The 14,617-nt window shown below is 70.1% G+C and carries 12 protein-coding genes; 6 read left to right on the forward strand and 6 right to left on the reverse strand.

Features of this window, described 5'->3' with window-relative positions:
• Nucleotides 1–67: 67 nt before the first annotated feature.
• Together ACWC94_RS07785 and ACWC94_RS07790 are read right to left on the reverse strand one after the other, a co-directional pair.
• Nucleotides 68–1,546 carry a sugar transferase gene (locus tag ACWC94_RS07785; RefSeq protein WP_450795490.1) on the reverse strand — a complete coding sequence of 493 codons (1,479 nt, stop codon included), beginning with the start codon at nucleotides 1,544–1,546 and terminating at the stop codon, nucleotides 68–70.
• A gap of 1,054 nt (nucleotides 1,547–2,600) precedes the next feature.
• Nucleotides 2,601–3,845, reverse strand: a complete 1,245-nt coding sequence (locus tag ACWC94_RS07790) for an Ig-like domain-containing protein (RefSeq protein ID WP_450795491.1) — start codon at nucleotides 3,843–3,845, stop codon at nucleotides 2,601–2,603.
• A 217-nt stretch (nucleotides 3,846–4,062) separates the two neighbouring features.
• Between ACWC94_RS07790 and ACWC94_RS07795 the strand changes: the two genes are divergently transcribed.
• Nucleotides 4,063–4,326 carry a hypothetical protein gene (locus ACWC94_RS07795; protein WP_450795492.1) on the forward strand — a complete coding sequence of 88 codons (264 nt, stop codon included), beginning with the start codon at nucleotides 4,063–4,065 and terminating at the stop codon, nucleotides 4,324–4,326.
• Nucleotides 4,327–4,380: 54 nt separating this feature from the next.
• Nucleotides 4,381–4,758, forward strand: a complete 378-nt coding sequence (locus ACWC94_RS07800; protein WP_030825962.1) for a hypothetical protein — start codon at nucleotides 4,381–4,383, stop codon at nucleotides 4,756–4,758.
• A gap of 72 nt (nucleotides 4,759–4,830) precedes the next feature.
• Here ACWC94_RS07800 and ACWC94_RS07805 read toward each other — a convergent pair whose 3' ends face one another.
• On the reverse strand, nucleotides 4,831–5,952 hold the full coding sequence (locus tag ACWC94_RS07805) for an IS630 family transposase (RefSeq protein ID WP_450795493.1): 1,122 nt from the start codon (nucleotides 5,950–5,952) through the stop codon (nucleotides 4,831–4,833).
• A gap of 449 nt (nucleotides 5,953–6,401) precedes the next feature.
• Here ACWC94_RS07805 and ACWC94_RS07810 point away from each other — a divergent pair, with 449 nt between their 5' ends.
• Entirely contained in the window at nucleotides 6,402–6,701 is a 300-nt protein-coding gene (locus ACWC94_RS07810; RefSeq protein ID WP_450795494.1) for an antibiotic biosynthesis monooxygenase, read from the forward strand.
• Between the two features lie 99 nt (nucleotides 6,702–6,800).
• On the opposite strand, the gene ACWC94_RS07815 is transcribed toward ACWC94_RS07810, so the two are convergent.
• The gene (locus ACWC94_RS07815; RefSeq protein ID WP_450795495.1) at nucleotides 6,801–7,703 is read right to left on the reverse strand and encodes an NADP-dependent oxidoreductase; all 903 of its coding nucleotides are present in this window, start codon (nucleotides 7,701–7,703) and stop codon (nucleotides 6,801–6,803) included.
• Nucleotides 7,704–8,035: 332 nt separating this feature from the next.
• Here ACWC94_RS07815 and ACWC94_RS07820 point away from each other — a divergent pair, with 332 nt between their 5' ends.
• Nucleotides 8,036–8,710: a hypothetical protein gene (locus ACWC94_RS07820; RefSeq protein ID WP_450795496.1), complete on the forward strand. Its 675-nt coding sequence runs from the start codon at nucleotides 8,036–8,038 to the stop codon at nucleotides 8,708–8,710.
• Nucleotides 8,711–8,821: 111 nt separating this feature from the next.
• On the opposite strand, the gene ACWC94_RS07825 is transcribed toward ACWC94_RS07820, so the two are convergent.
• The gene (locus ACWC94_RS07825; RefSeq protein ID WP_450795497.1) at nucleotides 8,822–9,610 is read right to left on the reverse strand and encodes an amidohydrolase family protein; all 789 of its coding nucleotides are present in this window, start codon (nucleotides 9,608–9,610) and stop codon (nucleotides 8,822–8,824) included.
• A 99-nt stretch (nucleotides 9,611–9,709) separates the two neighbouring features.
• Between ACWC94_RS07825 and ACWC94_RS07830 the strand changes: the two genes are divergently transcribed.
• Nucleotides 9,710–10,066: a MerR family transcriptional regulator gene (locus ACWC94_RS07830; protein WP_450795498.1), complete on the forward strand. Its 357-nt coding sequence runs from the start codon at nucleotides 9,710–9,712 to the stop codon at nucleotides 10,064–10,066.
• Nucleotides 10,067–10,144: 78 nt separating this feature from the next.
• Here the strand turns inward: ACWC94_RS07830 and ACWC94_RS07835 are convergent, their stop codons facing one another.
• Complete coding sequence (locus ACWC94_RS07835) at nucleotides 10,145–12,673, reverse strand: SpoIIE family protein phosphatase (RefSeq protein WP_450795499.1); 2,529 nt, start codon at nucleotides 12,671–12,673, stop codon at nucleotides 10,145–10,147.
• Nucleotides 12,674–12,868: 195 nt separating this feature from the next.
• On the opposite strand from ACWC94_RS07835, the gene ACWC94_RS07840 reads away from it, so the two are divergent.
• Nucleotides 12,869–14,479 (forward strand): alpha/beta hydrolase, encoded by a 1,611-nt coding sequence (locus ACWC94_RS07840; RefSeq protein ID WP_450795501.1) that lies wholly within the window; start codon nucleotides 12,869–12,871, stop codon nucleotides 14,477–14,479.
• Nucleotides 14,480–14,617: the final 138 nt, after the last annotated feature.

Consider the following 14,617-nt stretch of genomic DNA (forward strand, 5'->3'; position numbering starts at 1 on the left):
CCGTTCCTCCCCCCAGGCAGGCCCTCGTGGCCTGCGGTCGGCACGTCGGCCGGACGACCCCCGCGCATCAGTAGGCCCCCTGGCCGTAGAGCACCGCACGCAGCGTCTTCCACAAGATCACTGTGTCCAGGGCGAGTGACCAGTCCTCCACGTACCGCAGGTCGAGGCGGACCGCCTCCTCCCACGGCAGGTCGCTGCGTCCGCTGATCTGCCACAGGCCGGTGAGCCCGGGCTTGACCAGCAGCCGCCGCCGGATGTCCGGGCCGTAGGCAGCGGACTCCTCCGGCAACGGAGGCCGCGGGCCGACGAGCGACATCGATCCGGTGAGTATGTTGAACAACTGCGGGAGCTCGTCGAGCGAATACCGGCGCAGCACTGATCCCACCCGGGTCACCCGCGGATCCCGGCGGAGCTTGAACAGCAGGCCGGCGCCCTCGTTGCGGTCGGCCAGCTCGGCACGTGCCGCGTGGGCCCCGGCGACCATGGTGCGGAACTTGAGAATGGTGAACTCCCGGCCGTCCTTGCCGACTCTGCGCTGGCGGTAGAACACCCCGCCGCGGCTGTCCGCCAGGACGAGCAGCCCGACGAGCACCATCAGCGGTGCGAACAGCACCAGCAGGACCGCCGCGCCCACCCGGTCGACGACCTCTTTGACGGCCCGGCGGCCCCCGGTGAAGGCCGGCATGCTGACCCGCAGCAGGGGGATCCCGAGCACCGCGTCGACGTGCAGCCGCGGGCCGGCCACCTCCATCAGTACGGGGGCCACGACCATTTCGGCGTCACTGCCTTCGAGGTTCCAGGCCAGCCGCTGCAGCCGGTCCGGTGACCAGTGCGGGTCCGGTGTGACCGCGACGACGCGGTAGCCGTCGCGGCAGACGTGTTGGGCCACGTCCGCCAGTTGTCCGACGACCGGCACTCCGTCCAGGTGGTCACCGTCGAGCCCGAGGCCCTCCGTCGTGCACACCCCGTCCACCCGCCAGCCGAGGTGCGGGAACTTGCGGGTCCGGGTGATCAGATCGCGCACGGTGGCCGGGCTCCCGGCAGCGAGCACCGGTCTCAGGCACCGTCCTTCCTTCCGCTGTTTGTGCAGCCAGAGGCGGAGCAGATACCGCGCGGTCATGGTGACGAGCGCGATCGCGGGGATCGCGACGAAGATCCAGAGCTTGATGTTGCGCGAGGTGAGGGCTATCCCGCCGAGCGCCAGGACGACGGTCGCCGCGAACAGCGAGCGTCCGAGTCTTCGGAATTCCTCGGCCCCCTGGCCGAGCACGGCCGGAGCCCACGCCCGGCCCACCGCAAGCGCCGCCAGCACCAGCAGCTCGGTGCCGAAGGCGAGAATTCCCCATTTCTCATGCCAGTTGGCCGCGTCCCGGGCCCCGAAGAAGTTGCCGATCGCCGCCACCACCGAGGCGGTGGCCACGGTATCGCTGGTGATCACGATACGGCGGTACTGCTGCTCCCAGTCGTTGGCGGACTGGCTGATCGCCCCATTCGCCAGGTGCTCGCGCGCCGACGGAATAGGGCCGACTAATCCCCCCTGCCGCACAGAACCCCCCAGGTCCCCAGTGGTACGACATGATCGCCTGACACTGTTCCTCCCCCCGGGAGGCCCCCGCCCCCCGCACGCTTCCTCCCCTCGGGAGGCGCCCCCCGCCCCCCGCGCCGCGCTGTTCCTCCCCTCGGGAGGCCCCGCCCCCGCGCATGACGTCCCGACAGTTCCAGCGCTGCTTGGACAACCCACCCTGACGGCATGTCCTGCCGGACTCTCGAGGTGCGCGGGAGCCCGTCGAGACCTCGGATGCTCCCCGCACCCAAGGCCCCTCTCGGGCGCCAAGAATTGATCACCCCCACGTCCGGCGCCGGGGACGCGACTGCTGGCTTTCCGTAGCGCCGGACCAATAGATCATTACTGGTCGCCTCGTGTCCGAACAGCTGAAGCACGGTCAATCTAGACCATCGGGGCCAGTGTGTAGAGGGGATGTGTGTAATTCGTGTTCAAGCGTTGACGTTGGGTTCGCAGATCGATGATCACCTACGGGTGCCTTCCGCGCGGGAGTCGTCGCTGAGCTGCAACGGGCCTGCCACGGCGCCCAGTTCGGCAACGGCTTGGCGCTGTTCGCGCACTGCGGCGTGCCGCTACGAGTGTCCGGGGCGGGCGGGGCGATCGCCCCGGACAGCGAGGAGCACGACTTGGTCGTGAGGGCCCGTAGCCGTGCTGCGGTTCGCGAGGGGCTGACCGGCCGGCAGGCCGTGCCTTGGTGGCGAGGACACCGCCGATGCCGGCGGCGAGGAGCCCGCACGCGCCGCACGGGCCGCCGGGGCGCGGGCTGTGCCGGGCCGTCGCGCGGGATGTCGTCGGCCCAGGCGGGCACCCGCGTCAGCGCGTCCTGGAGGTCGGTGCAGGCGGGCTGGTCACGCTGCCCGAAGCCCGGCGGTGCCCGCCTCTCGGCCTTCCGTCTGCGCGGCGCCCGGCCCGCCGCCCGCGGGAAGGGCGCCTGCTGAGCCGACACGACCGCGATACCGGTGTCTGCCAGCGTTCCGGTTCTCCGCGCCGTTCGCCGAACCCGCCCCTGTCCGTCCCCGCGTACCGGGGGACGGGATCAGGCGGTCGGGCTGCCCGCGACCCATTCGCTCCACGGCATGTTCCAGTCGCTGAGGCCGTTGTCCGGGGCCAGCATGGTCTTGTCCTGGGAGTTCTTGACGATCACGACGTCACCGATCATCGAGTTGTCGAAGAACCACGCGGCGGGCTTGTTGCCGTCGCCGCCGCCCCTGACGTCCTTCAGGCCCACGCAGCCGTGGCTGGTGTTGACCTTGCCGAAGACCGAGTCGGCACCCCAGTAGTTGCCGTGGATGAAGGTGCCCGAGTCCGTCAGGCGCATGGCGTGCGGTACCGCCTTGATGTCGTACGCGGGCTTGCCGTCCTTCTGCGTGAGGCCGACGCTCGCACCGTTCATATGGATCTGCCGGAACTTCTCGGAAATGACCATCTGACCGTTGTACGTCGGGTGCTCGGGGCTGCCGGACGAGATCGGGATGGTCTTGATCGTCTTGCCGTCCCGCACGACGGTCATCTGCTTGGTCTTGGCGTCGACCGTGCTGATCTGGCTCCGGCCGATCTTGAACGTGACCGTCTTCTGGATGCCGTGGCGGCTGAGCGTGACCGTGACCGTGGAGCCGGGCTTCCAGTAGTTCTCGGGGCGGAAGTCCAGGCGGTGGTCGTTGAACCAGTGGCCGACGACCCGCTGGCCGCTGCTGGAGCTGACCTGGATCTCCGACTCCACGGCGGCCTTGTCGATGACCGCCCTGTCGAAGCTGACCGTCACCGGCATGCCCACGCCGACGGTCGAGCCGTCCTCGGGGGAGAGGTGCCCGATGAAGTCGTTGGCCGGGGCGACCGTGGTGATCGTGGCGTTCGCGGTGGCGGGGCGGCCCTTGGCGTCCGTGGCCTCTGCGGCGATCTGATATTTGGTGGCCCGCTCCAGCCGGCTGTTCGGCTTCCAGGAGGTGCCGTCCGTCGACAGGGTGCCCGGGATCTCGGCACCGGTCGCGACGGCGGTCATGGTCACCTTGGTGAGCTGACCGTTGCTGACGGTGACATTGACCGGACCGTTGATCCCGACGTTGTAGGCGCCTGGCCCGGGCGTGATCTTTATTTGGGCGTCGGAAGCGTCCTGGGTGGTGCCCGCCTGACTGACCGGCGCCTGCGGTTTCGGGGGGTTCCCGGCATCGTTTCCGCTGGTGGCAGCGCTGCTGGTACCGCCAAGGGCCGTGACGGCGAGTACGCCGCCAAGTACGCCGGCCGTGGCCACCAGTCCGGTGCGTCGTTTACTTAGCGTGATCAAACGTCTCTCCCATGTCGCTGGTCTTGGCGTCCCTGCGAGCTGATCGCCGAAGGAGTACAACCAGCTTTGAAACCACTTATAGGCCCGCATCTATCCGGAAATGGGCAAATTGTGGCGAAGGCCACGCGTTATGAATCGGCTGTCACGGCTACCAGGGCTCGGGCCCGTGCCCCGGCACCACGCCTTGAGATCATGAACGACCCTGGCGGTCCAGGACGTGCCGCTGCGCGGCTCCCGGGACGGCTTCACCGCCTACGGTCCCGTCGTCGACGGGGACCTGGTGACCGGGGAGCCCTGGGCCGCTCTCGAAGCGGCGGCGGGCGGCGACGTCGACCTGGTCTGCGGGTTCACCCATGAGGAAGACCGGGGCCAGGGCTCAGTCCCCGCCGAAGGAGTGGACCTGGGGCTGGCTGCCGAGGCGATCGGCCTCGGCGACCACGCGGCGGAGGCCTATTGCTGCGACCGGGATGGTTCACCGTGATCGGAAGGCGGCTCGCGGGACCAGCGCACGCGAAACGGCTGGTATTACTGGGGCATGCAGGAAGAGATTGCACGCTCCGCGATCGACACGTTCATCTCCGCGTTTAACGCCTCGGACGACAGCTATGTGACTGCCCTGCTCTCCCAGGCTCTGACCTCAGACGTGGTCTTCTGGGGGCCATTGGGTCGCAGCGAAGGAATCGCGGCGGTCGAGCGGTTCGTGCTGGACATCCGGCGCCACCCGGCGGGGACCGGCACGATGGTGCGCTGCTCGGCGGTGGACATGCCGGACGAGTGGGCCCGGTACCAGTGGGTCTTCACCACGCCGGATGGAGGTCCCCGCCTGGCGGGAACGGACGTCGTCCATCTGCGGCGGAGCCTCATCGACCAGGTCATCGTCTTTGCAGGGGAGATCGAACCGTCCGCCTCCTGAGTCATCCTTCTGTCGCTGTCCTCCTCCTGAACTTGCCCCCTTCGGCGCTCGGGGACTGCGGTTCGCGGTTGGTCAGGCTGCGGTGTTGAGGGGGCGTCCGCCCCAGCGGACGCCCTTCTCGCTACGGACGCGGGCACGTTCCCTGCGTTGGGCAGTGAGTACGTCGGGGTGGCGGGCGTTGGTATTGCGCCAGCGTAGGTAGCGGTGCAGTGCCTGGGTTTGCGCGGGGTGGCTGAGGTGGTGGGAGTTGGCCAGGGTGAACTGCCGCAGCGGGCCGAAGTGGGCCTCGATCGGGTTGGCCCAGGAGGCGTAGGTCGGGGTGAAGCACAGTTCGACCTTGTTCTTCTTCGCCCAGCGGCGGATGTCTGCGCCGGTGTGGGCGGAGAGGTTGTCCAGGATGATGTAGATCGGGGCGCCGTCGGGTCGGGCGGCGCGGATCGACTTCAGCGCGGCCAGGGTGTTGGCGGTGCCCTTGCGACGTCGGTTGACACCCCACAGGCGGTCGTCGCCCACGGAGTAGCAGCCGTGGAAGTAGGTGACGCCGTGAGTGCGGCGGTAGGTCGCCGGCAGCCGGTTTGGCTTGCCCTGTTTCGCCCAGCAGGAGCCCGCGGTGGGCCGGATCCCCAGGGGCCCGAACTCGTCGAAGGCGAAGACCCGGTCCGGGAAGCGGTCCAGCACCTGCTCAATCCGGTCGAGCTTGGCGTCGCGATCAGGGTCGGGCGACTCCTTCCAGGTCTTGGTGCGCTGGAAGGTGATGCCGCGGCGCCGGAGCAGGCACCGTAAGGCTTCACGGCCGATGCGGATGACACGTCCGTGCGCTTTCCGCAGGTAGGCGGCGAGTTTTCGGATCGACCAGCGGGTGATGGGCTGGCCGAGCCTGGTGGGGCGAGTGGTGGCCGTCCGGATGACGAAGTCCTCGTCCTCACGACTGAGTAGGCGGGGACGGCCTCCCGCCCACTGAGGGTCCAGGCAGGCCAGGCCGATCTCGTTGAAGCGGTGGATCACATCGCGCACGGTGTCCTCGTCGGCCTGGACCAGCTGGGCGGTCACCGGCACCCGGTTCCCGCCCGCCGAGGCGAGCAGCATCATCGCGCGCCGGTAACGCACCGAACTCGTGCTGCCCCTGCGCATGATCTGCTGCAGCTTCTGCCCCTCCTGGTCGGTCAGTCTGCGTACACGGACAGGCTCGGCCACCGGGCCTCCAGCGATCGGATCGGACATCGCCACACATCCAACCGCCACGACCGCCAACCCGGTGAACCTATGCGGTCACAGCACTATCGGCACAGTCACCCCGGGCTCACCGACACGGACCTGTTCACGCTGATGCTGTCCGACGCGCTTGTCCGAATGCCGACCACCCGGGTCGCCCGGGCCCATGCGGGCGCAGGAGGCCACACCTGGCTGTACGACTTCACCTGGCAAGGCCCCACCCTGGGGGCCGCCCACGGCATCGACGTCCCGTTCGTCTTCGGTGATGCCACCAGCCGTTTCGCTGGACCGACAGACCACCAGACTCTGGAACCTCCCACCCACCGACACCGCCTACCCGCTGGAAGCATCCCGACTGATCTGGTATCGGTGATCGGGGACCGAGCCGCATCCGAACAGCACCGGGACCGCCCCCACTGGAAGGTCGTGTCATGTTTGCAGTGATCTACCGATGGCGTGTGCACGAAGGCAAGGAACAGCAGTTCGCGGCCGGTTGGCACCGTGTGACACAGGCGATGCACCAGCACTGCGGCAGCTACGGATCACGTCTGCACCAGGCCGATGACGGCACCTGGGTGGCGTACGCACGGTGGCCGGATGCCGCCACGCGCGAGGGGTGCCCAGACGTCGACCCCGAAGGCGAAGCCATGATGAGCGAGGCGATCGCTGAGCACCTCCCCACCGTTCGATGTCATGTGGTGGACGACCTTCTCGCGGAACCCCACGACTGATTCCGGCCGATCCGGTCCGCGGGTTCCTCGGCGGCTACGACGTCTACGCGAACGCCAGCTACGACGTGCCCGTCGCTGAAGCAGTTCATCGCGGTGGCATCAGCCGACCAGCAGTACGAGCTTCCCGCGCACGTGACCGTCCTCGCTGACGCGGTGCGCCTCGGCGATCTCGGCGAGCGGGAAGGTCCGCGCGACCGCGAGTGAGAAGCGCTTGTCCTCGATCAGCTCGCCGATCCCGGCGAGCGCGTGGAGGGCGCGGCCGGTGTCCCCCCGGCTGAACGCCACCCCGTGTTCCTGCGCGCCACTGAAGTCGGCGACCGTCACGACGTGCTCCGGGCCGCCCGTGAGTTCGACGAGCTCGGGCAGCACACCGCTCCCGGCGACGTCGAGTGCGAGGTCGACGCCGTCGGGCACGAGGGAGCGAACCCGCTCGACGAGGCCCTCTCCGTAGGCGACGGGCGTGGCCCCGAGTGAGCGAAGGTACGCGTGGTTTGCCGGACTCGCGGTACCGATCACGCGCGCGCCGCGCACCCCGGCGAGCTGTACCGCGGCACTGCCGACGCTCCCGGAGGCACCGTTGACGAGCAGCGTGCTGCCGCTTGCGACGCCCAGCTGGTCGAGCGCGCGCGTGGCCGTCTCGATGGCGGCCGGCAGCGCGGCGGCGCCGGCGAAGTCGAGCGACGGCGGGATCGGTGCGTAGGAGGACAGCACCGCCAGCTCGGCCTGGGCCGTCGCTTCGGCGGAGAAGCCGAACACGCGATCACCGACGGCCACGTCCGTAACGCCCTCGCCGAGCTCATCGACGATGCCCGCCGCCTCGTGGCCGAGGGTCTGCGGGAGCTCCTCGTCCATCAGGCCCTTGCGCTTCTTCCAGTCGCTCGGGTTGACGCCGGCCGCGCGAACGGCGATCCGGACCTGGCGGGGACCCGGATGCGGATCGGGGAGATCCACGATCTCGAGTACCTCTGGGCCCCCGAACCGGTTGAAACGGACGGCCTTCATCTTTCGCTCCGATCTCGACTCAGGGTGTTGCACGTGCCGCGCGTTCGACAGTGTGCCTGGGCGCTGCGACCACCGTACGCAACCCCTCAGGGGGTGGGTCGGCGGACGCCGGTGGGGTGCCCCACTGTCCGGCGCCGTCTGAGACCGGGGACGCGCCGACCAGCAGGGCGTAGAGCCCCGGAAGGCCGACCACGGCTGGGCTTTCCTCAACTGATGGTGTAGATAAGCCAGTTGTTGCGTCTTCCAGACCGCAACAGGTGGTGATCGCGTGACTCCTCAGTCGTTCTTCCTGCGATCGCCGACCCCCCTCATGCACAGCGAAAGGCACATGAATGGCGAACAACCGCAGGATGCGCTACGGCGGACGGATGCTGGCGCTCTCAGCGGCTGCCCTGGGCATGGTCGCGGCGATGGCCGGTCCGGCCTCGGCCGACGACCAGCCGACCCGAGCGCAGCTCATAGCCGACTGCGACTCGGGTCAAGGGAAGTGCACGTTCAACGACCCCACGTTGGGTCAGGCGTATCTCGGAAGCTTCCACCGGGTCTCCGACTCGCTCTACAACTGCAGCACTTCGTCCGCCACCCAGTCGATGACCTGGTCCGACACGGTCGGTTCCACGGACTCGGCGGGCGTCTCCGTGACCGCGGGCGGCAAGATAGCGGGCATCATCGACCTCAGCGTGACCGCGACCTACAGCCACACCTGGTCGAGCACCCACTCGGAGACCAGCTCCGTCAACATGACGGTGAAGCCGGGTGAGGTCGGCTGGATCTCCCGTGCGCAGGTGATGCAGACCGTCTCCGGCACCTGGCAGACCCATTACGACGACCGGAAGTGGGGCCACTACTTCTGGTTCGTCCCCGACGTCGTCACGGGGCCTGCCCCGAACGGGACGGACGGCCGGAGCAACGCGGTGGTCGTCAAGTCCAGGAAGATGACCGCCGAGGAAAAGCGGTCCTGTGCCAGCCGCTCCGGTAAGGCCAGGACGCTCGTCGTCCGAGGCTGATCCACCGACCGCGCGCCTGGCTGCCTCGCGGGGGCCCGCCCCCGTGAGGCACGCCACGGCCGGCTGCTCATGGGATGTCAAGCGCCGGATGGGAGGGGACTTCGGCCCACGTCAGCCGAGCCCGACCAGTTCGGCGATCGTCCCGCCGAGCACCCTGTCGCGTACCTCTCCCCGGCTGGTGACCCGCTCCACCATCGCCCGGGCGAGGACCGGGTCGCCGTACGGCGCGTCCGAGCCGAACAGGGTCCGTTCCGGGATCTCCTCGATGGCCAGTCGGACCGCGAAGACGACGGTGGCCGTGGACAGTTCCAGGTACATGCTCGGGGTGTCCCTCACCAGCTCGACCGCCTGCATCCAGTTCAGCCCTCCGAGCTGGCTGACCACCAGCGGAACCGTCGGATACCGGTGGGCGAGCGCCGACATCTTCATCAGATCGTCCGCCGTGGTCGGAGCGAACCCGTGCACGACCACGGGCAGCCCACCGTGATCCGCCGCCGCCTGGAGCACTGGTTCGATCACCTCCGCCCGTCCCGGCGGCGGTGTCAGCTCGCCGATTCCGCGCAGCCCGCGCCCGACGACCTCACGTTCCACGGTCGCGGCGGCCTGCTCCGGGTCCAGGTCCAGCGGCACGGACAGGAAGCCGATGAACCGCCGCGGCTGTGCGGCGAGCGCGGCGTCCAGCTCTTTCCACGCTCTGCGATACCCCTCGATGTCGCCGGCGCGACCCCCGACGGCCTCGTCGAGGACCGCCATCTCCCGGCGCAGCGAGGCAAGGTCACCGGCCCGCTCCGGGTGCGGGCGGGTTGCGAACAGCACGGCGCGGTCCACCCCGGCCTCGTCCAGCAGCTCGACATGTGCCTCGACGGGGTCGTGGACGTGGCTGTGCGCATCGATGATCAATGACTCACTCCTTGTCTGGCGATCGGCCCGGAATGCGGCCGGCCAGTGCACTGTTGCTCCCTGACACCGTGGGAAGGTCAAGCCGAAGGGAGCCGGTCGGTGCTGATCGGGGAGCTGTCGCGTCGTACCGGAGTCAGTGAGCGCCTGTTGCGCTACTACGAGCGGACGGAGCTGATCAGCTCCGGGCGCCGCGCCAACGGCTATCGCGAGTACGACGACCAGACGGTGGAGACGGTGCGGCGCATTCGCGCTCTGCTGGCCGCCGGCCTGCCCACCCGCATCATCCGCCAGGTCCTGCCCTGCACCTTCGACGAGGCGACGGTGCGCCCCTGTCCCGGCGTCCTCGCCGGCCTCCGCGGCCAGTTGGACGTCCTCGACCAGCGTTCCGCCGACCTGGACACCGCGCGCCGCCTCCTGCGACTGATGATCGCCGCCACCGAGAACGCGACAAGCTGAGCCTGGTGGGGGCTTCGGTGGCTCGTCGCCAGGGTGTCGCGGGGGGCGGCGGGTGTCTGACGTTCGATGACGGCAGGGTCAGCCACCGGATGTGGCCGCCGGGGCAGGGGTGTACTGGGTCAGGAGGAGAGCGATGTCGTCCGTCCGGTTCGCGGCACGGGTGGCGCCGCCCAGGACGGTGTCGGCCAGGTCGTCCAGGGACTGGGCGGCGGCATGGCCCAGTTGGGTGCGCAGGTGGTCGATGCCGACGCTGATGTCGGCGTCGCGGGACTCGACCAGGCCGTCGGTGTAGAGGGCGAGGACGCATCCGGGTGACAGGGGCACCTGGGACGGCGGGTACTCGGAGGTGGGGTCGATGCCCAGGAGCGGACCGCCGGGCACCTCCAGGATCTCGGTGGCGCTGCCGCACCGGTGCAGCAGGGGCGGGCAGTGGCCGGCACGGACCAGGTCGGCGACGGCGGCATCGGTGTTGATCTGGACGTAGCAGCAGCTGGCGAGCTGGTCCGGGTCGAGGTCGAGGAGCAGCCGGTTGAGGCTGGTCATCACCTCGGCGGGCTGTTGGCCCGCGGCTGCGAAGGCCCGGACGGCACTGCGCAGCTGGCCCATGGTGGCCGCGGCGGCGGGGTTGTGGCCCTCGACGTCCCCGACGACGAGGACGATGCCCTGGGCGGTGGGGATCGCGTCGTACCAGTCGCCGCCGATGTCCATCCACGCGGTGGCGGGCAGGTAGCGGCCGGCGATCCGTACACCGGGCACGGTCGGCAGCTGGTGGGGGAGCAGCGCGTTCTGCAGCCCCCGGGCAAGGGCGTTCTCGTGGTCGTAGAGCCGGGCCCGTTCCAGTGCCTGGGCGATCAGTCCGCTGAGCGCGGTCAGCAGGCTGCGCTCCTCGGCGGGGAAGGAGTGCGGCTCGTCGAAGCCGAGCACGCAGACTCCCGCCGGCCGGTTGGAGGCGATCAGCGGCAGGAACACCAGGGAACGGGAGGCGGTCTCCAGCTCGGGGTAGGCCCTCGAAAGCTCCTGGGGGGTCGCCAGGAACAGCGGGACGCCGCCGGCCAGGGCCCCGCTCACCGGGCTCCACACCCGCTGCAGCGTCGTGCCCTCGAACCGGTCCAGGAACCCGTGGCGGTAGCCGCGCTGCAGCAGCAGATGCAGGCGCCGCTCGCGTATCGCGTAGATGGCCATGCGGTGTCCGCCGAAGGCGGGCAGCAGTTGGTCTGCGACCACGCGGCAGACGTCGCGTGCCGTGACCGCCTCGGTCAGCGCGCTGCTCAACTCCAGGACGCGGTACAGCGCGCCCGGCCGCGTCGGGGCGGGCGGCTCGCGTCCCGGGGCGGGCATGGTCACGGCGGCGGCTTCCGCCCCGGACTCAGGACAGGCGGGAGGGGGGCTCGCGGCCGGGGTCACCCATCCGGTCATGCCCCGGGCATCGGGACGCAGGCAGAACGCCAGCCATCCTTCCGGGCCGCGGGCCAGGAAGGAAACGGGCTGCTGGGAGATCCGGGCCGCGCGGAAGCGGTCCTCGAAGCCCGGATCGGCCAGGAACGGCATCACCTCGTAGGGGTGCCGGCCCACGAGATCGCCACGGCGCACGTGGACCAACCGCACCAGGCGGTGGTTGGCGTAGGAGATCCGCCCGTCCCGGTCGAGCGCGAAGAACCCGTCTCCGAGCTGCTCCAGCGCCGCGACGGCGGCCATCCCGGTCCCCAGGTCCAGGACTCCGCCCACCAGATGCGTCCGTGACGCTGCCGGCTCGTCGGCCGTGCCGGCCAGCCGGCCCCACAGTTCGACGGTGTGCAGCCCGCCCCCGGGCTCCGGAACGCGCACGCAGTGAGCCAGCACCCGGCCCTCCTTCAGCGCGGCGCGGGCGGCGGCCCGGAACGCGGCACGGTCGGCCGGATGCACCCGGGCCGCCAGCGTGACCGCCCGGCCGTCGTACTCCTGTGGGGTCAGTCCGAAGACGGCGCACGTCGTGGCGTCCGCCTCCAGGGTTCCCCCGGCCACGTCCCAGTCGAACAGGCCCACACGCACTGCCGGGGCGGCCGGAACCACCACCTCCACCGGTGCCTTTCCCCCCGCACGCGTGGGGTCGGTGCCGTGGACGCGCAGTCGCGCCACCGAGGTGCCGAGACGGGCGGCGACGGTGCGCAGATGCCGCCGCTGCGCCTTGGACAGCCCCTGCCCGCCGGGCCGGGCCGCCCACACCACGGCCAGCGCCCCCAAGATCTCCCGACCGGCCGCCACCGGCACGGAGGCCGAGCCGAAGGGATAGGGCACGGCCACGGCGAGCTGGGGGAAGCGCCGCATGGTCGCCTCCGCGTCGGCCAGATGCACCATCCGTCCGGCGCGATACGCCTCGGCCACCGGAATGGCGCTGCCGACCGGAATACGCCGCCAGCCACCGAGCAACGAGGGCGGCATCCCCGCCGCCGCGGCAAGCACCAGTGTTCTGCCGTCGTCCGAGGCCAGGAACACGCTGCCGGCATGCGCCCCGGTCACCTCGACCGCCCGCAGCACCCCGTCGACCAGCGCGTCGTCACACTCCGCCGCCCCTTCGGCGCCCGCAGCGCCGAAAGGCAGGGCATCCGACCTGGCACCGGTGGACGTCATACCGACTCCGATCACCGACCCGGGGTGCGGCCGTTACCGGACCTGTCCATTCTCGTACGGCCGGCATCGGGGTGAAACCTGCGGCCCGTGGCAGAGGGGACGGGTACGACTCGGTGACGGGCTGGTGCGTCACAGTTGAGCAAAGCGCGTCCCTGGAGGTGGTATGTGATATTGCACATGCCACATGATGCCTCCATGACAAGACTGAGATCCCTGTTATCGGTCGTCGCCGCCATCGGCGGAGTCTGCGCCGGTCTGACGCCCGCTTCCGCCTCCGTGACCGCGCCGGGGGGCACCGGTCAGGCGAAGCTCGTCTGGCGTTCCTGCAACGACGCCACCACTCCCGCGCTGCAGTGCGCCCTGCTCGAAGTGCCGCTGGACTACTCGCACCCGAACGGCACCAAGATCAAGATCAAGGTGAACCGGCTCCCGGCCACCGCGCCCGAGAGCCAACGGCAGGGGCCCATCCTCCTGAACCCCGGCGGTCCCGGTGACTCCGGCCTGTGGATGCCCGCCTACATCTCCGGAAAGATCCCCCAGCACGTCGCCTCGGCCTACGACTGGATCGGCTTCGATCCGCGCGGCACCAACGCCAGCGAACCCCACGTCACGTGCGACGCACACTACTTCGACGCCGAGCGGCCGGACTACCAGGTCGGCCAGGGCACGTCGCAGGCATGGCTGGAGAAGTCCGCGGGGTACGCCGCCGACTGCGCCGCGAAGTGGAGCTGGTTCCTGCCGCACATGACCACCGTCGACAATGCGCGCGACATGGACAGCATCCGGCGGGCGCTCGGCGTCCAGAAGATCAACTTCTACGGCGGCTCGTGGGGCACCTCGCTGGGCTCGACGTACGGCCAGCTCTTCCCTTCCCACGTGCGCCGGATGGTGCTGGACAGCATCGTCGGCCCCACCATCAGCTGGTACGACCACAACATCCTGCAGGACAAGGAGCACCAGCGCCGGTTCGACGCCTTCGCGGCATGGACCGCCAAGGCCGACTCCGTCTACCACCTGGGCACTGACACCGCCACCGTGGAGCAGAAGTACTACCAGGTCGAGGCCGCGTTGCGGACCACCCCGGTGCCCGCCGCCCCGGCCCCCGGCAGGATCGGCCCCGCGGAGTTCGAAGACACCTTCTACGGCGGCGGCTACAACTTCCTGCGCTGGCCGCAGATGGCGACCGCGCTGTCGGCCTACCTCACCAGGAACGACACCCGCCCCCTGCAGACCGCCTACAACCGCTACGCGGCCCCGGGTGCCGACGACGGCACCTTTCCGGCGTACAACGCGGTCCAGTGCACCGAGAACGACTGGCCGCGCGACTGGGAGTTCTGGAAGAGGGACCAGGCCGAGGTCAACGCCGGAGCGCCCTTCTACACCTACAACAACATGTGGTACAACGCCGCCTGCATGTTCTGGCCCTACCAGGGCAACCCGGCCGGACGACTGAAGGTCACCGGCAAGGGCCTGCCGCCCGTCCTGCTCTTCCAGGCCACGGAGGACGCCGCCACCCCCTACCCGGGTGCCCTCGCCATGCACAAGGCACTACCCGGATCCAAACTCGTCGTCCAGAACGGCGGCAGCTTCCACGAGATCCTCTTCCACGGCAACGCCTGCCTGGACGACACCTTCACCGCCTACCTGCGAGACGGCCGCCTCCCCACCGGCAAGGGCGTCATCGCCAAGACCTGCGCACCCGAACCCGACCCCACCCCGGTCTACGTGACGCCACCCCCCACCGCCACGAAACCCGTGCCCGCCCTCCCGCCCACGGACCCCCAAGCCGTCCACGGCATCAGGTAACGCGGCGCGCAGAAGTGGCGTGGGGGGGGGGGGGGGGGCGCCCCCCCCCCCCCCCCCCCCCCCGGCGGCCGGGGCCCCCCCCCCCCCCCCCGGGCGGCCCCCCCCCCCGCCCCACCGCCCCCGCGCCGCGCGCCCCGG

This window comes from Streptomyces sp. NPDC001135 (genome assembly GCF_053598395.1).